This is a genomic window from Streptacidiphilus sp. PAMC 29251 (assembly GCF_054208735.2).
The window spans coordinates 8,208,866-8,235,400 of the sequence record NZ_CM135725.2 but is presented as its reverse complement, the minus strand read 5'-3'; the positions used below and the strand labels follow the sequence as shown (position 1 = coordinate 8,235,400).

Here is a 26,535-nt window from a genome sequence, read left to right as displayed (position 1 = left end):
GACCGTCAGACATGGTCCCACCCGGCACTGACACCCTGCCGTCCAACCAGCGGGCCGTCCGCGCCAACGCCTGCCACCACTCCGGCAGAGGTGACAGCCGCTGGCTTCCGGACACCGGCTTGGGCCAGCGCACCCTGCACGCCCTGGCCCAGGCCTACGCCACTCATCCCCACTGGCAGGAGCAACGGCTCCGCTGACCGGGCAGTACTGCCTCAGCCAGTCCGGGCCGGAGGCGATACCGGCATGGGGCGCGGAAAGTTCGCCTGGGTCAGCACTGTCTATCCACCGCTGTGCGAAAGCTGCAGTCGCCGCGGCCGTACGCGTCTCCTCCAGCGTGCACCGCGCCCCAGCACCCTGGTGGAGATGCGGCTCAGCGGTCCTCGACGATGAAGCGCGCCCGCGCGTGCAACTCGTCGAACGTGATGATCTCGACGTCCTGGATGGACGTCCGGTACAGCTCGAAGGAGCTCATCTTCTCCGGGTTCACGTCGCCGTTGTGGGTGAACTCGCGCAGGCTCCCGATCACCACCACCTGCCGGGGCCGAGCGGTGGACAGCTCGATGCCGGTCGGGGTGCCGTCTTCCTCGTAGATCCGGGCAAGGAACTTGCGGGAGATGAGCTGCTGGGCCTTGCTGGCGGTCTTCTGCACCTGCGCCACCCCGCCGCCCAGTTCTTTCGATGCCTGGTAGACGCCCGAACGGTACGGGGTCCTGGCGAGCAGCTCCGTCTCGTGGGTCTTGATCTCGCAGAACAGCATGCTGCTGATCAGGCCCTTGGACCGCATGATCGCGTCGATACGCTTCCCGGCCCCACCGAAGAGGTCGGCACCGGTGGTGATGCGTTCCAGCTTCCCGTCGTCGATGGACTCGCAGGCGATGAGGTTGAGGCCGTAGCCGAAGATCCACTGGTTCGCCTCGAAGAAGGCCTGCCAGACCGCCTCCGCTCCGCGGGTCGACGACCGGTTCTCCTCCTGCTCGAAGTAGCCCGGATCGGTCAGCAGCCGCTCGAACCTCTGGAGCTGCTCTCTGCGGTTGCTGATCAACCGGATGTCGGCCTCGGTGAGTCCACCGCCGATCGCGGTCCTGACCGCGCCGAGCACCATCGTCCGATCCTGGCCGGTCAGCAGCTGGGCCAGCTGGGCCTCGTCACCGGCCACCAGCTGGAGGGAGTCGCCGGGCGTGCGCAGGCCGGCGCAGCCCTGGAGGAAGTTGATGACCTTCCAGAAGTTCTCGTGGACGTCCCCGGTGTCGACGAGCGCCTTGACGGTCCGGGTGGCCCCGGTGTCGGGAAGCATCTGTGCGACGGGGGTCTCCCCGGCCTTCTTCTTGTCCTTCTTCCAGAGCTTGATCCTGGGGGTGAAGGTGTCGCCCTTCTTGATGATGGTGACGTTGCACAGGGTCGCGACCTGGGGTCGGTCGTCGAGGACGAAGTCGGTGATCATGCGACGTGTGCGGGCGTCGTAGAGGTAGTGGAACCCGCCGCCGTCCTGCGGGCCGCGGATCTCCAGATCGGCGAAGTCTGCGCGCGTGACGTCGAACTCGGTGGTGGTGAAGGGGAGGCGGAATCCGCGAACGATGGGGGTGGCGGGAGCCAGAGCCTGGTCGTGCCAGTCCGGCGGGATGTTGGGCAGCGGCCGGGTGTCGCCTTCGACCACGAGGGTTTGGACGTCGATGCGTCCGAGCGGTCCAAGCACGCTCTCCAGCGTCCGCCAGATCACCTCCTGCACTTGCGGGGTACAGGTGGGCAGGAGCTCGCGCTCCACAGTCAGGACCGCCTCGTAGGTGCTCTTGGTCCATCCGTCGCCTGGGATGGGGTGGAAATAGCCGTCGTCGTCGCGGCGCAGGGTCAGGACCGCGGTGCGCAGCAGGTCGCGTGCGGATTCCTCGCCGCCGCAGTCCAGGAGGCTGTAGGTCTGGCCAAGGACCAGGTCGAGCTTGCCCGCATCCTCGTCCTCCAGGGGAAGCGGTATCAGCGGGCCCGTCGGCGCGACACGGACCGGAGAGTAGAGAGGGCGCCCGGAGAGGAACTGATAGGGGCGCAGGCTCCATCCGTCCGGTGCCAGAAGCCGGTTCAACTCCCCGACGTGCTCCGTAGCCTCCTCGACGTCGGCTGCCACCTCGGGATGGACCAGCCGTGCCAGGAAGGCGAGCAGCGTCTCGTCCGGCCCGCTGGCGAGCTCGAACGGGTCGTACTTGAAGACCCAGTCGTTGGGCCAGTCGTCATTGTTGAACCGGTGCTGGTGGATGTCGTCGCGACAGGTCGCGAAGCGGATGTCCGTGGAGGGCAGACGGTCAAGGTCGTACAGGCCCTCCAGGAAAGCGACCTCGTCCAGTTTCCCCCACCAGGGGACCGATATCCCGCGCAGGTACTTGAAGAGGTCGTACCGCGTCACCGCGGTGATCGCTTGCTGCGCGTGTGCCGGGACGGGGTCGCTGGGCGTCATACATCCAGGATGGACGGCGGGGCCGTTACGTGTCGGACGATCGGGACTGTTCCTCCCGGACGGTGCGTCAGGCGGCGAAGCGCAGGGTGGTGGCGGGGCGGTGAGGGATGTGTTGGGCGTCGGCGCGGTCCAGGGGGCGCCAGCGAGGGCTGCGACGGTGTCGTGGGCGGCGTATTTGAGGAGGTGGCCGTAGAGGTTGAGGGTGGTGGCCAGGGTGGAGTGGCGCAGGGTCTTGGAGACCAGGGCGATCGGCATACCCTCGCTGATCATGATGGTGGCCGCCGTGTGCGGCAGGTCGTGCATCCCGATTTTCGGCAGGCCGATCTCCTCGGTGAGATTCGGACACTCGTTGTCAGGGCGCTCATCTAGTGCGTTGACCGGGTGACTTCGCCGGGTCGGTGGGGTGTGGGACGGTGGGGGCGTTGGGCTTGTCCGTTCCGGCTTCGCGGAGGCGTGGTGGCAGAGCCAGTCAGGGTCCGTCGGTTATCCGACCAGGAGGGCCAGAAGCTGCAGCAGATCGTGCGGCGCGGAACCATGAACACGGTCCGCTACCGCAGGGCGATGATGCTGCTGGCCTCGGCGGGCGGGAACCGGGTCCCGGTCATCGCCCAACTGGTGGCCGCTGACGAGGACACGGTGCGCGACGTCATCCACCGGTTCAACGAGATCGGCCTGGCCTGCTTGGACCCTCAGTGGGCGGGAGGCCGTCCCCGCCAGCTCAGCCGTGACGACGAGGACTTCGTCGTCACGACGGCCACCACCCGACCGACCCGACTGGGCCAGCCCTTCACCCGCTAGTCCCTGCGAAAACTAGCCGCCTACCTCCCCACAGTCCCGGGCCGGACAATCGGCCTGGGACGCGAGGGCCTACGATGCCTGCTGGCCCGACGTGGCGTCACCTTCCAGCGCACCAGCACCTGGAAGGAGTCCACCGACCCGCACTACGACACCAAGCTCGACCGCATCGAGTACCTTCTGGAGCACGCACCGCAGCGCGTCTTCGCGTTCGACGAGTTCGGACCGCTCGGCATCCGCCCCACCGCCGGGTCCAGCTGGGCGCTGTCCGGTCACCCTGACAGACTGCCGGCCACCTACCACCGCACCCACGGAGTGACCTACTTCCACGGTTGCTACTCGGTGGGCACCGACACCCTGTGGGGCGTCAACCGCCGCCGTAAGAGTGCCGCGAACTCCCTGGCCGCGCTCAAGTCGATCCGCGCCGCGCGCCCCGACGGCGAACCTATACACGTGATCATGGACAATCTGTCCGCCCACAAAGGCACCAGAATCCGCACCTGGGCGAAGAGGCACCAGGTCGAGCTGTGCTTCACCCCGACCAACGCCTCCTGGGCCGACCCGATCGAAGCCCACTTCGGACCCCTGCGGCAGTTCACCCTGGCCAACTCCCACCACCCCAACCCACACCGTCCAGACCCGGGCACTGCACGCCTACCTGCGCTGGCGTAACACCCACGCCCGCCACCCCGACGTCCTGGCCGCTCAACACCGCGAACGCGCCCGCATCCGCAGCGAGAAGGGCATCCGCTGGGGCGGACGCCCCCTCCTCGCCGTCGCATAGCCCACCGACCCGGCGAAGTCACCCGGTCAACGCACTAGCCTTGTCCCATCGGCCAGCGACAGCGGATGCGGGAGCGAAGTGGCGCAAGAGCAGTCCTTCAACGAACCGACCCAGGCAGGGCGCACATGGTGGGCCATCCGCCCCTGGGAGGGAAGCCAGCATCGGGCCTTTGAGGAGCTGTGCTTTCAACTGCGCGACGAAGCACCACCGGGATGGCAGACCATCAAGACCGCCGCTCCCGACGGAGGAGTCGAGTGGTACGACCTGGCTCCCGACGGGACCGCCCACGGCTTCCAGGTGAAGTTCGTCGCTGACGTAGACGCGCTCCGTCCCCTGGCCCGTGAGAGCGCCGAGACGGTGGGATCGAACCGTGCCAGCCGCAACATCGTCAAGCTGACCTTCCTGGTTCCGTTCGACCTACCGGATCCAACGCCGATCACCCCGAAGGGACGGACTCGGGTAGGGGCACGCGACCGCTGGAACACGGAGGTCACCCGGTGGAAGAAGGACCTGCCCGGGCTGGACGACATGACGATCGAGTTCGTCGGCGGAGGAGAACTGCTTGAGCGTCTGAATCGGCCGGGCAACGAGGGCCGACGCTGGTTCTTCTTCGAGCAGCGTGCTCTTGGCCCGGACTGGTTCCGAGAGCAAATGACCGCCTCGGAACGTGCGGCGGAATCGCGTTACACGCCCTTGAACCACGTGCCGCTGCCCCTGAGCAGGATCATCGACGCATGTGCGCTGCCCCCTGAATACCGCGAACGCCTCGCCAGACGCTCGAGGGACCTGCACAAGGCTGTCGCCCGAGTCACCCAGGAGTGGGAGCTCCTGCTCACGGCCCTGCACGAGCAGCCGATCGTCGCGCAAGCGCGTTCGACCATCGACCCGCTGTTGGCGCAGGCGAAGGTCGCAGCCGACACCCTGCTGCGGGAACTGCCCGGGCCTGGCCCCCGCAAGGGCCTGCCCGCCTCCGACGGCTACGACCTCGTCAACGACATCAAGGCCGTACTCGAAAAGGTCACCGCCCGAATCAAGGACACTGCGCGACTGCTGGAAGCGTCCGAATTGACCCAGCAGCTGCCCGAGAGCCGTGCGGTCCAGCTCAGCAACCGGGTAGGTGGCCTGGCCGAGGATCACGGCTCTGTGGATCGGGCCATTCGCGCGGCCGAAGGCCTTGGGGACGAACTGGGCAGCGATTCGGCGCAGGCCGCAGAAAGTCGGGCCTGGCTGCTCTTGGGAGAAGCCGGTCAGGGGAAGACCCACCTGCTCGTGGACGCTGCCCGGCGCGCGGTCGACGGCAACCGGCCGGCGCTGGTCCTGTTCGGACAGGAACTGCAGGGGCACGACGTTCTGACCCAGCTCGGCCGCCACTGCGGCTTGGGCGACATGGCGCACCGTGACCTGCTTCAGGCCATGAACGCGGTCGGAGAGGCCAGCGATTGTCGCTTCCTGCTCATCATCGACGCTCTGAACGACGCCGACGACCCCAGCGGCTGGAAGACCGAGCTACCACGTCTCCAAGGACTCCTGGAGGCCTACCCGCACATCGCGCTCGTCGTCTCCTGCCGGACCACCCTGAAAGACCTCGTACTGCCTGAGCACTTCGAAGGCCCGCAGAGTTCCCACCCGGGCTTCAAGGGCCGCGAGATGGAAGCCCTTGAGTCCTATCTGAGAGACCTCCCCTCAGCCCTGCCCCAAGTCCCGATGCTCGCACCCGCGTTCACCAACCCCTTGTTCGTCAAGCTCTACGTGGACAGCTTGCGCGAGGCAGTACGTCAACACTACGGAGAGGGAAGCGTCCAGGTCCTTCGCGACCGCAGCGCCGTGTTCGACGCCTTCGTGGACATGCGCTCGCGCCAGATCTGCCAGAAACTGCGCTTGGACCCGGCCGACCAGCCGGTCCACCAGGCACTGGAGACGCTGGCAGCGCACATGGCCCAGGACGGAATGTCCGTCCTGTCCCGAACGCAGGCCCGCGCGGTGGTCGACGCCTTCGCACCCCACCGCACAGAATGGCCCGACACCATGCTGGGCCAGCTCCTGGCCCACGGGCTTCTGTCCAACGAGCGCGCCTTCGCGCTCCCGGGCCAGATCGCGATCGGCTTCCCCTACCAGGCGTTCGGCGACGACCGCGTCGTGCACGCCGTCCTGAACCTGCACCGCGACGAGCTCGGCAACCTCGGTTCCAGCGAGACCCTGGCTGCCGGGTCCCCTCTGCGCGCATGGCTGGAGGACGCTCCCGGGAACCAGTTGGAAGCGGCAACTGTGCTGCTACCCGAGACCACCGGACGCGAGCTGGCCGACCTGTTGACCCACCCATCCTCACAGGACGACACCGATGCCTCACCGGAGGGGCGCCGGCAACGTGCCATGGCCAGCAGTCTGGTCACCACTCTGCCGCTGCGCAGCGCGGCAAGCGTTACGAAAAGGACCGTGGCACTTCTGAGGGAGGCCGGCCAAGCCTACGGACTGAGTGAAAGGCTGCTGGAGGCGATCATCGCGGTCACCGCCGAACCCGGGCACTGCTTGAACGCGGATCACCTCCATGGCCATCTCATCCGCCGCACTCGGCCGGACCGGGACGCCTCATGGGGCCGGCAGACCTACTACGCGCTTACTCACCCCACAGCCCTGCACCGGCTGCTTCGCTGGGCAGAGCAGTACCCGCTGCCCGCGCACCTGCGCCTAGACGAAAGCCCAACGCCCGGCCGCACTCTCCAGCCGCGAGCCCGAACCCGGGACAACATCCCGCCGAGCAGGCCACGTCCGGCTGATGACGAGGTTGTGCGCCTGGCGGCGACGACCCTGACCTGGACTCTGACGTCCCCGAACCGCTTCCTTCGCGATCGAGCCACCAAAGCCCTCGTACAGCTCCTGCTCGGTCACCCCAAGACACTGCTCGACATCGCCGAACGATTCCTTCGCCAGGACGCGGCCAAGGTCGATGACCCCTACCTGTTCGAACGCCTGATCCTGGTCGGATACGGGGTCTTCGCCCGCACCGGCAGCGCACCGGACGAGCTGCGCCAGTTTGCAGAACTGCTGCTTGATCGCGTCTACGGGGATCCGGGCGGTCCCGTGCACGCTTCGCGGAACGTGCTGGTGTGCCACGCCGCCACCCGGACCATCAGCTTGGCATCCAGCACCGCAGTGATCACCCACGAGCAGGCTTCCGTCGCGGCACACCCCCACGCATGCCCGCCCGTAGGACCAGCCCCGACCGAGGACCAGATCAAGGAACGCTACCCGCGCAACCCAGAATCCCCCCGACAGTCCTGGGGATCGATCCTGTCCTCGCTTTCAGCCTTCGGAGACTTCGCCCGCTACCAAGTGGAGCCTGCGGTAGGCAACTTCAGCAAGCTACCGCTGACCGCCCTGCGGCCCCGGCCCCGCCGAGAACGCCGCAGCGATCCGCCCCGCTTGTCCACCGACGGAATTCCCGCCTTCATCGCCAGCCTGCCCGCTGACGTCCGAACCGCACTGGGGACACCGGAGGCCGTCCAGGCCCTCCTTGACCAGAGCGGCACCGCCCACCAAATCCTCGATAACACACAGCTCGCCCACCTCCAAGGCTGCCAGGTACAGCCCACCGAGGACGAAGTCCTCGCCGACTCACCCATCGACACCGACTGGGCCACACGGTGGATCGCGGCACGTGTCGACGACCTGGGGTGGTCACCGGACCTGTTCGGTGAGTTCGACCAATTCCGCGGCGCACCCTCCTCGGCTCGCCAGGACCACAAGGCCGAGCGCTTCGGCAAAAAGTACCAATGGCTCGCCCTGCACGAACTGGTTGAGCGACTGGCCAACCATCACCACGTGCGGGAGATCTACGACGACGACGCACCGGTCTTCCAGGGCCCCGACCCGGGGCTACTCGACATCGATCCGACGTTGCCGCCAGCCCGGCACCTCCTGGACGAGGATGACGAGGCCCTGGAAGAGCGCGTCGATCAATCGACCTTCCCCGCCGATCCGGCCGACTTCCGGGCACCCGCTACTCCCTGGCTGCCAGGGCCCGACGACGAACTGGACAAGTGGATCTCAAGCAAGGAGAACCTGCCGGACCTCTCCGACCTCGCCGTGCGAACTGACGAGGCCGGGAGACGTTGGGCTGTGCTCTACGAGTACGTGCGCGACAGCTGGGCCGGCCAGGGCTGGGACATGAGCGAGGGGCAGGCAGAGCAGTGGCACCTCATCCACAGCTGGATTGTTGCGAAGGCTCAACGCCCCGCCCTCCTAAGGTTCCTGAAGACTCGCTCGCTCATGGGGCGCTGGATGCCGGCTCCTCGCGAGCACCACGGCGTCTACCTCGCACAAATCCCGCTCCTGCCCACCCTCGATCTTGATGCAGGCGACGACGAATGGCACGTCCGTGCACGGGGATCCGAGGTTGAAGAGCCCCAGCAGGCTCACGACACACCACAGGAGCCAAGCTCGACACGGCTCCCCGACATCCCACTCCTGCAGGACGTCTACGGGTACTCGGGGATCGAAACAGACGACAGCGACGGCGGCGTAGCCGCCTGGCGCGAGCGGCAGACGGCAGCCCGCGATGCGCGGCTGCATCGACTTGCCAGGCAGTGGCAAGCGGGTCCGACCACCGAGGAGCGCTCGCCGTGGCTCCCGAGCCCCATTGCTGGGGAGGGGCCGGACATGGCGCTAGGTCCGCGGGGAAAGCCTGTCAGTGCATGGCCGGTGACCCAGGACTACACCTGGTCCAGCGCGGGCCGTGACTGCTCCATCGACAGCCCGGTCCACGTCAGCATGCTCAGCGGATGGCTGCTGCAGTCCGCCAACCTCCGTCAGCACCCGAGCAAACCCCTCTGGTACGACGCCGACGGAGTGCTGCAGGTCCAGCACCACAACCACGGCCGTCCCACGGGCCAGGGAAGCAGCCTGCTCGCAGCCGAGGACTGGGTCCTTGCCCACCTCGACACCCTTGACCTCCGCCTAGTCCAGGGAATCCTCGGCGAACGCCAGCCCGTCACCGCCGAATCGCGGGTCTGGCAGGAGTTCAGCCAATCGGTCGGGCTGGAGCCCGACGGCCGCATGATCGTGCAGCCAAGGATCCACCACGTAAGAAGAAGCCGGCGCTGAATAAGTAGGTTCTGGCTGCTATGCAGTCCTGGCCACTTGGCCGTGGCGTAGTTCGAGGCTGACCGAGTGCTGCACGACCAGCAGGTGCACCTGGGCGAGCTGGGAGTTTTGGCAGAGGTGGCGGGACGCACTGGTGGTCCGCTGCGACTCGTAGGGCTACCACTGCCCGCTCGGCTCGCTGTTCCTACAGGTGGGGGTAGACCGCCCCGGAGTGCGGGCGGTCTACAGCTGATGTGCCAGGGGTAGAGGAACCTGGGGCCTTCAACCTCATATATTCAGGAGAGAATGCGAGCTGACGCACCGACAGCAGAAGGGTGCCTCCCACCTGCGATGATCTGATTGCTGAGATCAAGAACGCCGCAGAGAAGAGACACCCAACAGGTGCAGAGTACCCAATGGGATCACCGGCTCGCCGTGCGGGCCGACGGGAAGAACCTGGTCGGGCAGGCGGGCATCGTGCTGCTGCGCAAGGTCGCCGACCGGCTCGGCCTGGCCCGCGCGCTGGCCGCCGTACTCCCCGCAGGCAGCGGGCCGGGCTGGTGGCTTCGCATGTGAGACCTGACTCCAGATGTACGTCAGTTCTGACTCCGCCAGGCGATCTTGAAGGTGCGTTCTGTAGGTGAGTTCTGACTCCAGGCGGCTGTGGTGGAACCTTCCTCCGCGCCGTGATGGTGGCAGGCTTCCGTCCCGCGTCATGATCGTTCGACCACAGGCTCCGCCTGCGGGCGCTCCCCCTTGACGGCCCTGCGCTCCCGACGCTGCCGCGAAGTGACAAGTAACTCTTCGTAACTATTCTGGCAGCTCATTGTCCCGGTTCACCACGGGACAGACGGCGAGCCATCGGGGTCCAGCCCGTACGGCCACATCCGCTTCAGTCTCCGAACAAATGGACGGTAGTCGTGGTTCATCTGACCGCCCCGATCAGCGAGCTGCTGCAGAATCACTTCCATTCCATTCCGGTCCCCTTCCTCCTCCCGCATCATGGCCAGCCGGTGCAGGGCGGTGGTGTTGCCGGCGTCGGCGGCGCGTTGCAGGAGGTCCGCGGCTCCCTGCCGGTCCCCTGCCTCCTCCCGCATCATGGCCAGCCGGTACAGGGCGGTGGTGTTGCCGGCGTCGGCGGCGCGTTGGGCCAGGTCCGCGGCTCCCTGCCGGTCCCCTGCCTCCTCCCGCATCACGGCCAGCCGGTACAGGGCGAAGGTGTTGCCGGCGTCGGCGGCGCGTTGCAGGAGGTCCGCGGCTCCCTGCCGGTCCCCTGCCTCCTCCCGCATCATGGCCAGCCGGTACAGGGCGGTGGTGTTGCCGGCGTCGGCGGCGCGTTGGGCCAGGTCCGCGGCTCCCTGCCGGTCCCCTGCCTCCTCCCGCATCTCGACCAGCCGGTACAGGGCGGTGGTGTCGCCGGCGTCGGCGGCGCGTTGCAGGAGGTCCGCGGCTCCCTGCCGGTCCCCTGCCTCCTCCCGCATCATGGCCAGCCGGTACAGGGCGGTGGTGTTGCCGGCGTCGGCGGCGCGTTGGGCCAGGTCCGCGGCTCCCTGCCGGTCCCCTGCCTCCTCCCGCATCTCGACCAGCCGGTTCAGGGCGGTGGTGTCGCCGGCGTCGGCGGCGCGTTGCAGGAGGTCCGCGGCTCCCTGCCGGTCCCCTGCCTCCTCCCGCATCGCGGCCAGCCGGTTCAGGGCGGTGGTGTCGCCGGCGTCGGCGGCGTGCCAGAAGGAGGCGGGCGGGCAGAGGCGCCGGCGGTGGGTGCGGCCGTGCTGTTCGAGGAAGTCTCCCAGCTGCAGCACCGCCGGGCCCGGCCCGGGGGCTTCCCGGGGGGCCGGTGGCGGCCCCGGGGGGCGCCGTGCGGGACGCGGGTTGACGCGCGTCAGGGGCGCCTGCTTGCCGTGGACTGGCCGGGCGAGGTCGGCGTAGGCGATCTCGGCCCAGTCGTCGGTCAGCTGGGCGAAGTCGTGGTCGGTCAGGTAGTCGGCGGCGGCATCGGTCAGAAACGGCTGCGGCAGGTATGGACCCACGCCCAGCCGGCGGGCGTCCATCGCGGCTTCCAGCAGTGCCCGAACGGCTGGTGTGCCCTGTTCGTACCGGCGCATCAGCTCAGGGGCCCCGGCCAGGTCCTGAGTCACCCGGCCGTGGGCGCGGGCACGCTGCAGGGCCTGGGCAAGCAGGCGGTCGCCGGCGGCGGCCTTGTCCTCTGCGATGCTGAGCGCGGCGGCGTCGAAGGTGTCCGGCACGGTGAGGGTGCGCCCGGCCAGGAGCTCGCGGACCCGGCTGTGCGCATCGGGGGTGCCGGGCGTGGGCAGTTCGGTGTACTCGGTGGCGTAGTTGTTCCACAGGGTGCCCAGGACCAGCACCGGACCGCACCCGGGGTCGGTGAGCAGGCGGTGCAGGGCGGCGGCGATGAGTTCACCGTGCCGGGGGTCGCCGAGGTAGTGCTGGGCCTCGTTCAGCCACACCACCGTGTTCGGGCGGACCCGGCCCAGGTCGGCCAGCGCGGCGTCCGCGCGGGTCGGGTCGTAGGGATGCCACAGCCGCCACCCCTTGCCCGCGCCCGCCAGCGGCTGCACGGCCTCCCAGCACGCCCGCGTCTTGCCCGTCGAGGACGACCCCACCAGCACCACCATCGCACTGCTGCCGTCATCGGCTTGGCGCACGGCCTCGGCCAGCGCCCGGTCATGGGCGCGCTCGACGTATTCCGGCAGACCCCGTGCCGAACCAGCCGCCCCCGCCGTGGAGGCCCCCGCGGGGTGGACCTCCAGGTCATACGCATCCCAGGCCGCGATCGGCCTGCCCGGGGCCGCCTCGGCCACCGGTTCGGGCCCTGACCCAGCACCTGTGGCGGCCCGCAGCAGGTCCAGCCACTCCTGGGCCGGCACCCCCAGGGCCTTGGCGAACGCCGCCACCGTGGCACGCGAGGGGGGCGGATCCCCCTCGCGCAGCGCCCCTCGGATCGTGGTGCTACTCAGCTCCGTCTTGCGCACCACGTCGGGCACGGTCAGGCCAGCCATCGCCAGGCCGTCGGCCATCCGCTGGCGCAGGACCGTCAACGCCCCACCACGCTCGCGGATCCCCTCGTCCACCCCGCCCCCTCCCGGCCAGCGCGTTCAACTTTCGTCAGCATCCACCGATTGACGCCTGCTGACCACGGGTTCCGGAATCTTCGGTCACGTCAGCATCCCGCCCTCGCAGGGAGACCACGTCGTGGACCGCATCGTCATCGTCCTTCTCGCCGCCGCACTCGCCGTGGCCCTCGCCCTCCTGGCCGCCGTCGCAGCCGGCGTCCTGGCCCGTCGCGACAGCGCGACCTACCCCGCCGCCCTCACCCGCGCCGCCACCACCTTCGCCGCCACCCTCACCCTCATCACCGCCATCACCGCAACCCTCGCCCAGTACCGCACATGAACGTCACCTACGGGCACACCGACTACTGAGAGCTACTTGTCACTTCACGGCAGCTTCGGGAGTGCAGGGCCTTGACCCGCTCCTCCGGCCGGCAGATCGGCACCCAAGGAGGGAGGCCCCCGAGTGATCGTCAGCAGGGTGGAGTCAGCTCTCAGCAACACCGGTTCCCGGCGGGAACCGGTGGAGTCAGAACTGACGTACATCTGGAGCCGGAACTCGGTGATAAAGCCAGGCTGGCGGGACCGCGGCCTGGCACTGGTCCAGCTGGCCTGCGCAATCGCCCTGGGAGCCACGAACCTCCTGGAGGCCGAGCACCTCCAGTTCCACTGGCGCCCGTTGTTCCCGAGCCCAGTCTCCGACAGCACACTGCGCCGCACCCTGGAGGCGATCGACGCCCCGGTCGCCGCGCGCATCGAACGGGTGCGGGCCGCCATCCGGCGCGTGGTGTGGACCTGGCTGACGCTGCGGCCCGGCGGGTTCCCCTGGATACAGGTCGCCGGCCGGGTACTGACCGGCTGGTACGTCCTTGACCTGGACGCCACCATCGTGCCCTGCACCAGCAAGAAGGAAGGCGCGGCCGGCACCTACAAAGGATCGTTCGGACACATGCCGCTGGGAGCCTGGGTCGCCAACACCCGCGAGTGCGTCGCCATGCTGCTGCGGCCGGGCAACGCCGCTCCCAACGACATCGCCGACCACAAGACGGTCCTGGCCGCCTCCCTGCGGCAGATCCCGCTGCCCCTGTGGTCGAAACTGCTGGTCCGCATCGACGGCGCGGCCTTCTCCCACGGCTTGCTCGACCACCTCCAGGCCCTGACCACCACACGACGCCGGGTCCGCTTCGTCACCGGCTGGGCCATCAACCAAGCCGACGAGCAAGCCATCGCCCTGCTGCCCCGACACGTGTGGACGGCGGCACTGCGCCAGGACGGCAGCATCCACGAGATCGAGGCCGAGGACGGCGGCACCGTCACCTACCAGGTCGCCGAGATCACCGGCCTGCGCGACCTGTCGGGCTGGCCCACTGGGTTGCGGCTGATCGTGCGCCGGGTCAAGCCCTCGCGCCGCGACGCCAAGAAGCTCACCGCCTTCGAGAAGCACACCGGCTGGCGCTACCAGATCGTGGCCACCAACATCCCCGCCCACCAGGGCCTCTGCGCCGTCCCCGGCTCCGGCCAGGCCTGGTTCCTCGACGCTTTGTACCGCGATCACGACGAGGTGGAGGACCGGGTAAAGGCGATCAAGCGGGTCGGACTCGGGCTGTTGCCCTCCAAGTCCTGGCAGGTCAACACGGCCTGGGTGGTGGCCTCCGGGGCTTCACCCTTGATTGAGGACACCGGGTGTCATGCGGCGAGGGCCAGCGTAGTTGATCGTTGTTCGTAGTGGATCGGGCTCTGCTGGCCAAGGGCGGAGTGTCGTCGCCGGGTGTTGTAGCGGGTCAGCCAGCGGAAGACGTCCAGGCGGGCGGCGCGGGCGCCGGGCCAGCGTTTGGCGCTTTTGAGGGTCTCCCGTTTCAGGCTGGCGTTGAACGACTCCGCGGCGGCGTTGTCCGCGCTCGTGCCGACGGCCCCGCGCGATCGGACCACGCCGAACTCGCCACACAGGGCGGCGAACTCCTTGGAGACGTATTGGGCCCCGTTGTCGCTGTGGAAGATCGCTCCGCGCAGGTCCCCGCCGCGGGTGCCGGCGGCGGCCCGCAGCGCGTCGGCTATCAGCCCGGTGCGCATGTGGTCGGCGATCGACCATCCCACCAGGCGCTTGGAGTAAAGGTCCAGCACCGTTGCCAGGTAGAGGAACCGGCCCTCGCCGACCGGGAGATACGTGATGTCTCCGACGTATCTCTGGTTGGGTCCCGGCGCGGTGAAGTCACGCTGGAGCAGGTCCGGCACCGGGACCGCGTCGGGTGCGGGGACGGTCGTGCGGACCTTCTTCCGCAGGTGCACCCCGATGATCCCGCTGCGGCGCATCAGCCGGGCGACGCGCTTGTGGTTCACCGGCCGGCCCTCCTCGCGCAGCTCGGCGGTGATCCGGGGACTGCCGTAGGTGCTGTCGGACTCCTGGTGGATCGCGGCGATGCGAACCGTCAGTGCCAAGTCGGCGTGCTCGCGCTCGGCGCGGGCCGGGGCGGCCCGCAGCCAGCGGTAGTACCCGGAACGGGAGACGTGCAGGAGCCTGCACAGCCGCTTCACGCCGTAGGCGCTGTGGTGGTCGGCGACGAAGGTGAAGCGGCTCACCAGTTCGTCTCGCCGGCAAAATACTTCGCTGCCCGGTGCAGGATCTCCCGCTCCAGCTCGAGTTCCTTCACCCGAGCCTTGAGCTGCCTGTTCTCCTTCTCCAGGGCGCTCGACTCCGCGGCGCCGGGCACGGCGGCCTGCTCGGCCTCACGCACCCACACGCGCAGCGTCTCGTGGTTCACTCCCAGGCCCCTGGCCACCGCGGCATACGTACGTCCGGGGCTTGCCCGGTACAGCGCGACGGCATCGGCCCGAAACTCAGGCGAGTACTTCAACGTCCCCAACGGGAACTCCTGTCCTATGGATCTTCACGATCCAATGATCAGGGTGTCCTCGATCAAGGGCAAAGGCCCGGGGAGCGGCCGTATCTCGGCCGCTCCCCCACGAGCGTGCGCACGGATAGTGCACGGGAAGGGCGAATCTTGCGGCAGCTCGAGGAAGAGCCCGGCCCCGGCTCAGGCGCTGCCTGGGGTCGGCGGCGGTTTGAGCCGCTGCGTCCGGGCGGGGCAGGTCAGCTGCCGTAGTGCCCGCGGACGATGCTCTTGCCGGAGTGCGCCGGACTGCCGTTGTAGGCTTGGACCGATACGTCGACTGTCGAGTACTCGGACAGGCTGACGTTGTCCGGTACGGGCAGTACCGCGTGGCCGTCGGGTGCGAGGGTGCCGATGGAGATGAGTTTGGTGTGGCTGCTGTCCATGAGCCAGACCTCGAAGTAGCCCGAAGTCTCGGGCAGTCCTTTGACGGTGATGTCCAGGACGCGTTCGCCGTGAGTGTTGCTGAGGCTGGCGTAGCCTGCTGCTGCGGGCAGGATGGGCTGCAACTGGTGGGAAGCCTGTTGCTGAGTGGCGTGGTGGGAGCCGACGGCCCACCATGTGACGCCGGTTCCCAGGGCGGCACCGAGGGCGGTCGCACAGGCGGCGAGCGCCAGCCTGGAGCGGGGCAGGCGCCGCAGGCGGGCCCGTCCGTGTTCCGGGTGTGTGGTGGAGTGGTCATGCAGGAACGTGGCGTCCGCGGGGATTCCGTGGCCTGCGCCTTGCGCCCGCGGCGCGGCGGGTCGATCGGGCGATGCGTCGGGTGCGGTGGGGTGATTGCCCGTCTGTGGGCGGGAGGCGACGATGTCGGCGGCAGTGCCCAGCTGCTCGGCGATGCCTTTCCACACGTGGGGCGGAGGGGCGGGGAAGCGGGAGTTCTCCAGCGGGTCGGCGTTGCGCAGTCCGGTGACGGCTCGTCGCAGCAGGGCCTCATCGGCCCGGCACTGGTCGCACTGCTGCAGGTGCGCCGCGGTGGTGGGGTCGGATGCCTCACCGAGTGCGATCATCGCGAGGGTGTCCTCGTCAATGTGCTGCATCGTCCACCTCCAGTCTGCGCTTGAGCTGGATGAGCCCGCGCCGAGTGTGACTCTTGACGGTGCCCAGGGGCAAACCGGTGCGCTGGGCGATCTTCTCCTGGGTGAGGTCTTCGAAGAACGCCATTCTCAGGACGTCCTGCTGGGCCTGGGGCAGGCGGGACAGTTCGTCGAGGAGGAGGACCTGGTCGACGACGGCCTCGGCGCCGTTGTGGGGATCGGCCCCGGCGTTGACGGCGGCTGCGGCGTCGGCCGCGCGCAGCAGGCGGGCTCGCAGGGCGAGCGCGTCGGCCACCTTGTAGCGGGCTATGCCCAGCAGCCACGCCCGCAGTGACCCGCGATCCCGGGTGTATCCCGCACGGTTGCGCCAGGCTCCGACGAAGATCTGCTGGGTAATGTCCTGTGCCTCGTCGGGGTCGCCGAGGGAGCGAGCGGCGACGGCGTACACCAGGCCGCCCCAGCGGCGGTACATCTCCGCCAGGCACGCCTCGTCGCCGCGGGTGAACCCCTCGGCGAGTTGGTCGTCGCCCGTCCCTGTCACGCCGCACAGGTTAGCGGACCCTCCGGCCGCCAGGACGTGGGATCCGCCCCAGGAGGGTCTCACGGATGCTCCGCGACTGCCGTGACCACGAGGTTGTCCTGGTAGCCGCCGCGGTCCTTGACATAGGGTCCGGTGCAGGTGATGAGGGTGAGCACCGGGTCGCCGTCGCGGCGGAACGCCCCGGAGGCGGCAAGTTGCGGCTTGGGCACGCTCGTTCGGGCCCGGACGACGAAGGTGCGCTGCCTGCCCCGGGCGTCCTGGACCAGGATGCGGTCGCCCTCGCGCAGCGAGCCCAGTGCGGCCAGGACACCGAGCCGGCCGGTGGCGAAGTCCACATGTCCGACGATGACCGCGGACCCGGAACGATCGCCCGGGCGTGGGCCGTAGCGGTACCAGCCCACCTGGTGGGGATTCTCGGGGATCGCCGCCGTCCCGTCGGCTGCGACGCCCACGGCCTCTACCGCTGCGTCCACGCCCAGGCGCGGGATCAGTAGTCGGACCGGGGTCAGGCCGGTTGAGGCCTGTGCCGGTTCGCCAGGCGACGCCCCACTGGCCAGCGCTGCGGGCCGTGATGCTGTGGCGGCGGCCGTGCCCGTGCGGCCCGGTGCAACGGACGACGGCGCGGGCGGGGCGGATACTGCGGTGCCGAAGTCCGCCGGGCTGGCGTGCGAGGTCGCCGACAGGCTGAGAGCGACCGCGGCAATCAGGCAGGCCAGGGCGGTGACACAGCTGACGATCAGGACTGCGACGGTGCGACGCTGTGCGGTGGTGCGAGTCAACGGTGGCCTCCCGGAACGGATCGCGCAGGGGACGGGACCGGTCGGCGCCCGGGGCCGGGCCCCGGGCGCCGACCGGCGCACCTGTCCCGGCGCTGTATCTGCCAGGTCAGCGGGCAGAGGAGGTGGCCCGCAGCCGACGGACCGCAGCGCCGGCCACGACCAGCGAGAGGGCGCCGCCGCCGACCAGCCACGGGAGGGCGTCGTTCACGTCACCGCCACGTGACAGGGCGGCGCCGCTCTCCCCGGCCGGCACCCCGGGGCTGGACCACAGGCCCGTCAGGGTCTGCGTCTTCAGCGCGAGGTTCTTGTCCGCGGCGCTGCCCCAGGCATACACCACCGTGTTGGTGCCCTCGGCGAGGTTCAGCTCGGCCGGGCCGATGGCCACCATGGTGGTGCCGGCGAGCACGACATCGGCCTTGACCATCCCCGCGGCGACCACGGCCTTGGCCTCTCCGGGGTCGGTCAGGTTCTTGAACACCGGTGTGCCGCCCGCGCGGATGTCGACGGCGGGAGCCGCCGCGACGTGGCGGACCGTCAGCCGGGCCTTGCCGGCCGGCACCTTCGACATGTCGTTGACGAACGCGTCCAGGGTCGGCTTGCCGTCCGCGGTAAGGTGCGCCACCAGGGTGGCATTCACCCCGGCCGGCACCGGTACCTTCTTCTCGATCGCCGGGGTGCCGTCAGGGCCGGCCCCGGTCTTGAAGATCTTGATGTCGTACGTGCCGGCGGGGAGCTTCAGGGGAGCGGTCAACGTGCCCGGCTTGAAGTCCGGGAGCAGTTCCTTGCCGTTCGCATAGACGTCGACGTCCAGTCCCGGCACCGCGTGCAGCACGCTCACGGTGGCGCTGCCGCCCGCAGCCGCGGCAGGCTGGGCCAGCGCTCCTGCACCCATCAGGGCCACTGCCGCGACGGTTCCCATCCCGGCTGCCGCCTTCACCACACGTGAACTCATGGCGTCTCCTTTGGTTCCGGACCGCAGAGGGCCTGCCCCTCTGCGTGTCCACAACCATGAGTTCGGCCGGCCCGGCGCATCCGGATGCAGCCGCGCAGGGACTTTCACCCCGCCCCGGACACCTTCCGGCTCCCAGGCCCTGGGGGGCCGGGGTCGACCACTGGGCGGCACGGACACCTGCATGCCTGCGTCCGCCACCTTCAGGGCGCGGCCCACCTGCTTCGAACCCGGCTCCGCCACCTGGCTCTAGCTCTGGGACCGGGGGCCACCGGCATAGCCGTCACCGACAGTTGCGGCCCGCAAGGTGCCGAAAAGGGCGACCGCCGACCGGAAAAACCCGCTTGTCCAGCCTGGATTGTGTCGAGCGCTCGCCTCAGGGCACCCCCGCAGTGAACCAGCTAGTGCGGTGACCGGCTAGGTCCACCGTGTTGCGACGCCCGGCACGGCACCTCGCCACGTTGTCGGGCACGGCCCAGTACATCCAGTACAGGGCCGACCCTCCGCCTTGCGAGGCACCGCACCGGACGCCGCAACCCGGCAAACCTCCCCGGCCACCGCACTAGCTACGCCCTTCCCATCCTCCCGCCGTAGGGTTCGATGGGAAGGACGCCCGGCACGGCTCGGTGTGCGAGCACATCGGACACCGCGTTCGCGAGCCTCGCGTCGGCCCGTGCGATGAACTGGTTGAACAGCGCCACCGCTTCAGTCCCTGCCCCGTCCGGAGAACCGGCGTCGAACGGCGGTCGCGGGTCGTATTCCATGGCCAGCTGGGAGAATTTCGCCGCCTCTTCGCCCAGGACGTGGGCGACGATCGTCAGGCCGAAGTCGATTCCGGCTGTCACGCCACCGCCGGAGAAACGGTTCCGGTCGATGCACACGCGCTCTGCCGATACCTCGACACCCAGCCGTTCCAGATGCAAGCGAGTGGACCAGTGTGTCGCTGCGCGGTAGCCGTCCAGCAAGCCGGCCGCAGCTAGGACGAGGGATCCGGTGCAGACGGAGGTGACGTACGAAGCAGCCGCACCACGGTCGACCAGGAAGGCCAGAGCCCTGCTGTCGCGCATCACCTGCTCCACATTTCCACCGGGCACGAACAAGATGTCCACCTGGGTGGGGCACTCGTCATACGTCGTTGTGGGCACTACGGCGATCCCGGTGTCGGCCACGACCGGATCAAGCGTGGCAGAGACGAGGTGGATCCTCATGCCCGCGGCTGCGAAGGCCATGTGCGGACCAACGAAGTCAAGCGCAGTGTGGCCTCCGAAGAGAAGCATGGCGACTTCGAGCGGACGCTCATTCTCGGTTGTTCCCTCTTTGTCCATGCCGCTCACGCTAACAATTGTTGAACCTTCAATCGAGTGGCAGTTTTGACAATATCTGCTACTTTCCTGCCATGCCGTCTCTAGCTCACCCCGTCACCAACATCGCGGTTCTGGTCTTGGACGGCGTCGTGACCTTCGACCTCGGCGTTCCGCTGCTCGTCTTCGGCTCGCTACCCGACCGCTACCGCATCACCTTGTGCGCACCCGAACCGGGAGCGGTGCCGAGCGTGGACGGCTTCTCGCTGAGCATCGATCGCGGACTGAGCCAACTGGCTCGGGCCGACACTCTCGTCGTGCCGGGGTACGACCTGGACCGACCGGTTCCGGCGTCCGCCCTGCTGGCGCTGCGCCGGGTCCACAGGGCCGGTGTGCGGATAGTGTCCATCTGCTCCGGCGTCTTCGCCCTGGCCGAGGCCGGACTTCTGGACGGACTGACCGTCACCACGCACTGGCGGACGGCGGAGCGCCTGGCCCGCAGCCACCCTGCTGTCACCGTGGACCCCGACGTGCTCTACCTGGACCACGGTCAGATCCTCACCTCCGCCGGCGCGTCCGCCGGACTCGACCTCTGCCTGCACGTCGTACGCCGTGACTACGGCGCGGCTGCCGCAAACACCGCGGCCAGACTCGCCGTCGCCGCCCCACACCGCATCGGCGGCCAGAGCCAGTACATCAAGCAATCCGTACCGCACACATCCGGGCAATCGCTGGCCCGCACCCGGGAATGGGCGCTGCACCACCTGGGCGAGTCACTGCCGGTCCGCAGACTGGCCGAGCACGCTGCCCTTTCGGAGCGGACGTTCGCCCGACGCTTCGTCGAAGAGGCCGGAGTGTCGCCAACTCAGTGGCTGCTGACTGCACGGATCGACCTGGCCAAGCAGTTGCTCGAATCCGGTGACAGCGGCATCGACGAGGTAGCTCGACGAGCCGGTTTCGGCAGCGCCGCCAACTTTCGCGCCCGGTTCAGCAAAGCAACCGGTACCAGCCCGACCGCCTACCGGCGCACGTTCGGCCCCCCTTGAGCCGTGCCTCCGATCGGGACACATCAGATCGCTTCTGTCAGCTGGCGCTGCGGAGTGGATGTGCGCGCGATCAGCCCGCGGGTTGCCGATCGCCTCACGCTCATGTGGCCGCCCCTGTTTCCCACGGTGACGTGGGCTTGTCGGGGCCTGCATCCATCGGGACAACCCGCCTGAAGCCCGTCAGGAGGGGTCTGAGCTCAGGGTGACGGTGATTTTCTTGCTGTTCCGACCGGTGCGAACCGCGGTGTGGGCGGCCACGTGGCCCAGGAGGTACAGCCCGAAGCCACCCGTTGGGCTCTCCAGATTGGGGGTGCGCGCAACCGGCACGTCGGGACTGCTGTCGGTGACCGTAATCACCAACTGTTCGTCCCGCGCAGCAGATGCAGGGTGCAGGGGCCGGGTGCGTGACGGATCGCATTGGCGACAAGCTCACTGACGACCAGTACGGCATCCTGCATCAGGGGCGTGGGTAGGGGTGGGCGCAACTGCTTTAGGAAGGCCTGCGTGTGGTGGCGCGCGGCTGCGGTACTGCCCGGGACACCGGACAGGGCAAGGGTCGTCTGCGTGGGTAAGGGCTGGTCCATGTCTGAGGCCTCTACTGCACAATGTGCTTTCGCATGTGTACCTGACCTCGACCGGGTGCGGCCGCATGACACGCAGTCCAACACCCTCACCGGGCGCAGTGACGGATCGGCCGTCACGCAGGAACTCCGAAATCGCGGCACCGATGCGAAAGCGGTGCACGGGGATCCGGCGCCCTAGGGATGCGAGCGGAAGTGACCGGGCCCGGCCGCACGGTCTGCGGCCGGGCCCGGCGTGACTGTGGTGGTGTTCAGCTGGTGCAGGTGAGGGTGGGTGTGGCCCAGTCGCCGTGGTCGTAGGCGTTGCCGTCTCCGGCGTCGCCGACTACCAGGTCGAGCATCTGCACACCGGTGAGGTCGGCGGTGAGCTGTTGGGCGGGGTCGCCGCCCTTGACCGTGCCGGTAGCGGTCAGGGTCTTGCCGTCGCCCAGGACGCTGAAGGTCATGGTGCCGTTGCCGCCGGCGTCGGCGTCGTCACCGACGGTGGAGGTGAACTTCGAGCAGTTGCCGCCGAGGTAGATGGTGACGTCACTGATCGAGTTGGTGCCCAGGCCCTTGGCGTAGACGGTGCCGTTGATGGTCAGTGGTGTGCCGTCGCCGGCGTTGGAGCCGCCGACTGACTCGTCCCGCTCGACCGGGCCCCAGCCGTTGGTCGCTGAGATGAACTGCAGGTCGCTGACGTTGTTGACACCGGACGGCGGGGGCGGGTAGACCGCTGCCAGCTGGGAGTCCTGGCGGAGCCAGTGCGCGACGCCGCCTTCGGCGAAGGTGGCGAAGGCGCTGAGGGTGGTCTTGGCCGCCTTGTCGGTGGGGGCGGTGAGTTGCCAGGTCGCGGTGGCGCTGTGGCCGGGCTTGATCTCACCGAAGACCTGCGCCTGCGGGTCGAAGGTGAACCCGGGTGCCGTGAGGGTGACGTTGACGCCCTCCGCGGCCTTGGCACGGGAGGGGACGGTGACGGTGGTGGTCACGGTGACGGTCACGCCGAGCTGGACCGTCGGGGTAGACGGCGCGGCGGTGAGCGACACGGCAGGGGCTTGCTTGGTGGTGCGGGCGAAGGAGAGGTTGTCGAACTGGTCGGTGACGTACGAGGTCAGGCCGAGTCCGCCCTGCCCCGCGGTGTAGCTGCTGTCGTTGACCACGCCGACGTCCTTGCCGTCGACCGACGCGGTGATCAGCGATCCGTCGAACGACAGCTTCAGCTTGTGCCAGGTGCCTGTGCCCAGGGCGGTCGTGGAGGACCTGGCCAGCACGGTGCGGACACCGCCCGAGTCGCTCTTGAAGATCGTCCAGGCTCCGGTGTCGCTGATCTGGAAGTAGTAGCCCTGCTGGTGCGACTGCGGCCGGGTCTGGGTACCCGCGCGGCCGATCAGGTCGACCGTGCCGGGCTTGGTCAGCTCGACATCTGCCTGCATCGAGTAGTTCGTCCAGGTCGGGTCGCCGACCAGGGTGAACGCGTCACTGTCGTCCTGCCACTCGATCGGCTTGACGGCGGCCATCTGCTGCAGACACATCCCCGAGCGGCCTGCGGCGCACTTCTGCACCTCGAACGATCCCTGCATGTCGGAGACATACTTGGCCTCGGTGCCGGCCGCGTCCTTGTTGAAGTTGTCGGAGTAGGGCAGCGCCAGGGCGTGGGCGGCCGGTGCGGTGGCGGTTCCCTTGCCCTGGCCGGTGGTGGTGGTCACCGTGTAGACGTAGCCGGGCTGCAGGGTCAGGGAGTAGGTGCCGGCGGTGGGGGTGATGTCCTGGGTGTGGATGAAGTCCGTGGCGGGGTCGGGGTTGTTCACGTCGGTGGCCCAGACGTGGACCGTGCCGGTGGACAGGCCGCCCTTGACCGAGAAGGTGGCGGTCTGGGCGGTGGTGGCGGTGGTGGCCTCAAGGACAGTGGAGTAGTCGGTGCCGTTGGGTGACTTCAGGGTCACGTAGCTGCCGTTGGACTCCGATCCGCCCAGGTATCCGGAGCCGGAGTCGATGAACTTCCATCCGGGCTGGGCGAACTGGGTGACCTGGGCGGTGGCCCAGGTGTTCTCGCCGATGCTGTAGTTCCCCGACCACGGCGACCCTGCGGTCGCCAGGCCCACCGTGGCGTAGGGCAGGTTGGGGTAGATCGCGGCGATCAGCGGCCAGTTGAAGTAGCTGGTCATCTTGGCGTCGACATAGCCGCGTGTGATGGAGCGGATCAGGGCCGGGGCGCCGGTGTTCATGTCCTGCGAGCCGTTCTCACTGGCCCACAGCGGCTTGCCGTTGGCCTGTGCGGCGGCGGTGCTGGAGCAGCTGTCGGCGCTGCCGCCGTCGCCGCCGCAGGGGTAGTGCGCGCCGATGATGGACACGGCCTTGTTGAACGCGGGGTCCTTGGCCATGTCGTCGGCCACGTCCCAGCCGCTGTCGTCGGCCACGAGCTGCACGGCGGAGTAGCCGGCCGCGTCCAGGGCGGTGCGCAGCTGGACGTACCAGGCGTCGTCGTGGCCTCGCTCGTTCCAGCCGCCGAGGTATGTGATGTTCAGGCCGTGGGTCTTGGCGCAGCCCAGCCAGGAGATGAGGTAGTTGATGGTGTCGGTGGACCAGAAGCCGCCGTTGATCCAACCGGGTGCGGCCCAGGCCAGCCCGTACAGGCCGATGTCGGGGTTGCGGGCCTTGGCCTGTTCGGCGAGCCAGAACTCGTAGCCGGCGTTGCAGTTGACGGTGCCCTTGGTGTGCTCGATGGAGGGTTCGGAGCCGTCGGTGGAGTTGGCGTCCCCGCCGATCTCCAGCTTCAGCAGCTGCAGGTTGGCCCCGTAACCGGGCTTGAACATGTAGTCCAGGATCTGCTTCTGCTGGGCGGCGGGGTAGTCGGTCAGCAGGCGTGAGTTGCCTCCGCCGCCGCTGATGGCGCCGATACCGTCGAAGGTGCGACCGCTCTGCCCGCCGTCGACCGTGATCGCTGTGCTGGTCGTTGCGTCAGCCGGCTTCTGGGGAGCGGCATGGGCGGTGGTGGTGCCGCTTGCCAGCAGCGCTGCCAGCAGCGCCAGTGTCCACAAGGGGATGAGTCTGCGTACTCGTGGCATCGTTGCACCCTTCACTAGAGGAGGACGGCGCTTAGCGTCTCTTCATGTTCAGATCCGGTCAATACTTCGAACAAAAGAGTCCACAATCCAACACATGGGGAAGCTGCCCGGCCCAGAGACCCCCACGGCCCGGGCCGGGCAGCTGCTTGTTGGGTCCGCCTGGACGTCAGGCGCCGGGCAGGGACCAGATCTGGGCGGTGGTGCCGTTGCAGTCGTAGAGTTCCAGCTGGGTACCGTCGGTGGCGGTGGCGCCGGGGTCGTCCAGGCAGCGCCCTGAGGCGGGGTTGCGATAGCCGCCGTTGTAGGGCTGCCACTGCTGGTTGGCGCCGCCGTTGCAGTCCCAGATCTCGGTCAGGGTGCCGTTGGCGGTGCCGGTTCCGGTGGCGTCCAGGCACTTGCCCGAGGTTCGCAGGGTCCCGTCAGTACCGGCTGTCCAGGACTGTCCGCCCGTCCCGTTGCACGACCACAGCTCGACCTTGGTGCCATTGGTCGCGTTGCCTCCGGTCAGGTCCAGGCACTTGCCGGCGACCCCGGACCTGACCGGCCCGGTACCGCCAGAGGGGGCAGGCGCTCCCCCTCCGGTGCGTGAGGTCAAGGTGAACTTCTGGTTGCCGCCGTCGTTCGGCGCCCACTGCTCGTACTGCGTGCCCGCAGCTGTGCTCCCGCCGGGGTTGTCGAGGGCGAGATCGCTGTTGCGGTTGTAGAAGGACCATGTGCCATCCGCGTTGTGGACCGGCTTCCACTGGTCGTTGCCCGGGATCAGGCCGCCGGCCGGCCACTGGACGATCTTGGCGCCCAGCGCACCGGAGGCCGCGCTGACATTCAGCAGTTGTCCGCTGCGGGAGTTCTTGATCTCGTAGTAGCCGTTGCTCTCCTGGACGAACGACCAGGAGGCGCTGGTGTCACCGGTGTCGGCGCCCTGGACGATCGCCGCGGAGTTGGCGGTGGAGTCGCCCTGCACACCCAGCGACAGGCCACTGGTGGCGTTCTGGATCTCGTAGGCTCCCGAGAACGGTGAGGCCGCGGTCGTCGGCAGGACCTGGAACAGGCCGACCATGCCGTTCATCTCGAAGGCGTCGGGGTTGGGGTCGTTGGTGGGCTTGGTCCAGTCGTTCCAGGTGAGGTTGTTGCCGTCGCGCTCGCTCCAGGCCTGGGCTGCGTTGGACTGCATGTAGGCGTTGTAGCGGCTGCACAGGTTGGCGTCGGTGCAGAAGTCGCTGATGCCCTTGAAGAGCCAGTACTGGTAGGAACTGCCGGCGGTCTGGTTGTTCGCCACGATCGGGACCGTGTTCAGGAAGTGGTCCGCAGTGCGCTGCGCGTCGTCGTGGTACTGGCTGTTGCCGGTGATCCGGTAGAGGTTGTCAGCAGCCTCAATGAACGACCCGGCGTTGTAGGCGTTGTCCGACGCCTGCAGAACTGTGCTGCCGCTCTTCCCGTTGGGGAAGGCGATGCACTCGTTGACCACCCCGGTGGTGGTGTTAACCAGGTTGCCGCGCGCCCAGGCGTAGATCGCCTCGGCCTTGGTCAGGTAGACGCCGTCGCCGGTGATCTGGTAGAGCGTCGCGGCGATGCTGACCATGGGGTTGTTGCTCAGCGAGCACTTGCTGTAGTCGGTGTCGTTCTCCCAGATCCCGCCGCCGCCGTCACCGGACCAGCCCCGGTTGTAGGTCTTGTTGAACTGGTCCTCGGCGATGGTCAGCCAGGCGGCGTTGCCGGTCTCCTGGTAGCCGCGCAGGACGGTGGTGTCGTCCCAGGCGATGTCGTCGTTCCAGCCGTCCCAGGACTCCCAGTCCGTGCCCTCGTACTTCAGGTAGGTGTTGACCAGGTCGTTGACCCGCTGGCGGTCCGCGGGTGCGTGAGTGCGCTCGTAGACGTCCTGGGCGACCTGGATGTCCAGGGCCGCGATCCACATCCCCGCCCGGGTGGTGCCTTTGCTCTTGAGCTGGCTGGTGTAGTACGTGTCGCCGTTGCCCTGGTACAGGAAGCTGTTGTTCCAGGCCTGGTAGACGGTGTCCGCCGAGGGCAGGGCGGCGGCGTGCGCGGCGGGTGCCAGGAGGAAGCTCCCGGCCGCCAGCGCCAGCGTCGCGGTTCCGGCCGCGACGTATTTCAGTCGTTTCATACTCGAGGAGCCCTTCCGGTCATGTGCGGGTGGGTGATTGGGTCCGGCCCGGGCGGCTGCGTTGCGGGAGCCACCGCCCGGGCA

16 protein-coding genes and 1 pseudogene are annotated in these 26,535 nt (G+C 68.6%); 7 read left to right on the top strand and 10 right to left on the bottom strand.

Annotation, left to right across the window (positions count from 1 at the left end):
• Nucleotides 1–11 precede the first annotated feature (11 nt).
• The gene (locus ACXKR8_RS38990; protein WP_458269240.1) at nt 12–197 is read left to right on the top strand and encodes a hypothetical protein; all 186 of its coding nucleotides are present in this window, start codon (nt 12–14) and stop codon (nt 195–197) included.
• Nucleotides 198–370: 173 nt separating this feature from the next.
• Here the strand turns inward: ACXKR8_RS38990 and ACXKR8_RS38985 are convergent, their stop codons facing one another.
• The gene (locus ACXKR8_RS38985; RefSeq protein WP_462100017.1) at nt 371–2,746 is read right to left on the bottom strand and encodes a Shedu anti-phage system protein SduA domain-containing protein; all 2,376 of its coding nucleotides are present in this window, start codon (nt 2,744–2,746) and stop codon (nt 371–373) included.
• A gap of 153 nt (nt 2,747–2,899) precedes the next feature.
• Between ACXKR8_RS38985 and ACXKR8_RS38980 the strand changes: the two are divergent.
• The 3 genes and pseudogenes from ACXKR8_RS38980 (at nt 2,900) to ACXKR8_RS38970 (ending at nt 9,677) form a co-directional block, all read left to right on the top strand.
• Nucleotides 2,900–4,022 (top strand): annotated as a pseudogene (locus ACXKR8_RS38980) (IS630 family transposase).
• 78 nt (nt 4,023–4,100) lie between these two features.
• A complete protein-coding gene (locus ACXKR8_RS38975) occupies nt 4,101–9,122 on the top strand; it encodes an NACHT domain-containing protein (protein ID WP_458269238.1) in 5,022 nt (1,673 codons plus the stop codon).
• Nucleotides 9,123–9,503: 381 nt separating this feature from the next.
• The gene (locus tag ACXKR8_RS38970; RefSeq protein ID WP_458269237.1) at nt 9,504–9,677 is read left to right on the top strand and encodes a hypothetical protein; all 174 of its coding nucleotides are present in this window, start codon (nt 9,504–9,506) and stop codon (nt 9,675–9,677) included.
• Between the two features lie 260 nt (nt 9,678–9,937).
• Here ACXKR8_RS38970 and ACXKR8_RS38965 read toward each other — a convergent pair whose 3' ends face one another.
• Entirely contained in the window at nt 9,938–12,190 is a 2,253-nt protein-coding gene (locus ACXKR8_RS38965) for a tetratricopeptide repeat protein (RefSeq protein WP_458269236.1), read from the bottom strand.
• A gap of 121 nt (nt 12,191–12,311) precedes the next feature.
• Between ACXKR8_RS38965 and ACXKR8_RS38960 the strand changes: the two genes are divergently transcribed.
• Nucleotides 12,312–12,512, top strand: coding sequence for a hypothetical protein (locus ACXKR8_RS38960; RefSeq protein WP_458269235.1), 201 nt, complete (start codon nt 12,312–12,314; stop codon nt 12,510–12,512).
• Nucleotides 12,513–12,731: 219 nt separating this feature from the next.
• Nucleotides 12,732–13,895 carry a transposase gene (locus ACXKR8_RS38955; RefSeq protein ID WP_458269234.1) on the top strand — a complete coding sequence of 388 codons (1,164 nt, stop codon included), beginning with the start codon at nt 12,732–12,734 and terminating at the stop codon, nt 13,893–13,895.
• On the opposite strand, the gene ACXKR8_RS38950 is transcribed toward ACXKR8_RS38955, so the two are convergent.
• From ACXKR8_RS38950 to ACXKR8_RS38925, 6 genes are all read right to left on the bottom strand, one after another.
• Nucleotides 13,856–15,030, bottom strand: a protein-coding gene (locus ACXKR8_RS38950; RefSeq protein WP_458269233.1) for an IS3 family transposase whose coding sequence is annotated in 2 segments (ribosomal slippage) — nt 13,856–14,757 and nt 14,757–15,030 — 1,176 coding nt in all. Because the reading frame shifts where the segments join, the coding sequence is not laid out codon by codon here. The two genes, ACXKR8_RS38955 and ACXKR8_RS38950, sit on opposite strands and share 40 nt — an antisense overlap.
• A gap of 227 nt (nt 15,031–15,257) precedes the next feature.
• A complete protein-coding gene (locus ACXKR8_RS38945; RefSeq protein ID WP_458269232.1) occupies nt 15,258–16,094 on the bottom strand; it encodes an anti-sigma factor in 837 nt (278 codons plus the stop codon).
• Entirely contained in the window at nt 16,081–16,632 is a 552-nt protein-coding gene (locus ACXKR8_RS38940; RefSeq protein ID WP_458269231.1) for an RNA polymerase sigma factor, read from the bottom strand. The genes ACXKR8_RS38945 and ACXKR8_RS38940 overlap by 14 nt, the downstream gene beginning before the upstream one ends.
• A gap of 59 nt (nt 16,633–16,691) precedes the next feature.
• The gene (locus ACXKR8_RS38935; RefSeq protein WP_458269230.1) at nt 16,692–17,411 is read right to left on the bottom strand and encodes a class F sortase; all 720 of its coding nucleotides are present in this window, start codon (nt 17,409–17,411) and stop codon (nt 16,692–16,694) included.
• A 106-nt stretch (nt 17,412–17,517) separates the two neighbouring features.
• Entirely contained in the window at nt 17,518–18,363 is an 846-nt protein-coding gene (locus ACXKR8_RS38930; protein WP_458269229.1) for a DUF4397 domain-containing protein, read from the bottom strand.
• A gap of 563 nt (nt 18,364–18,926) precedes the next feature.
• A complete protein-coding gene (locus tag ACXKR8_RS38925) occupies nt 18,927–19,685 on the bottom strand; it encodes a DJ-1/PfpI family protein (protein WP_458275204.1) in 759 nt (252 codons plus the stop codon).
• A 71-nt stretch (nt 19,686–19,756) separates the two neighbouring features.
• Here ACXKR8_RS38925 and ACXKR8_RS38920 point away from each other — a divergent pair, with 71 nt between their 5' ends.
• Entirely contained in the window at nt 19,757–20,707 is a 951-nt protein-coding gene (locus ACXKR8_RS38920) for a GlxA family transcriptional regulator (RefSeq protein ID WP_458269228.1), read from the top strand.
• Between the two features lie 832 nt (nt 20,708–21,539).
• Here the strand turns inward: ACXKR8_RS38920 and ACXKR8_RS38915 are convergent.
• The gene (locus ACXKR8_RS38915) at nt 21,540–24,305 is read right to left on the bottom strand and encodes an NPCBM/NEW2 domain-containing protein (RefSeq protein WP_458269227.1); all 2,766 of its coding nucleotides are present in this window, start codon (nt 24,303–24,305) and stop codon (nt 21,540–21,542) included.
• A 193-nt stretch (nt 24,306–24,498) separates the two neighbouring features.
• Nucleotides 24,499–26,451 carry an RICIN domain-containing protein gene (locus ACXKR8_RS38910; protein ID WP_458269226.1) on the bottom strand — a complete coding sequence of 651 codons (1,953 nt, stop codon included), beginning with the start codon at nt 26,449–26,451 and terminating at the stop codon, nt 24,499–24,501.
• Nucleotides 26,452–26,535: the final 84 nt, after the last annotated feature.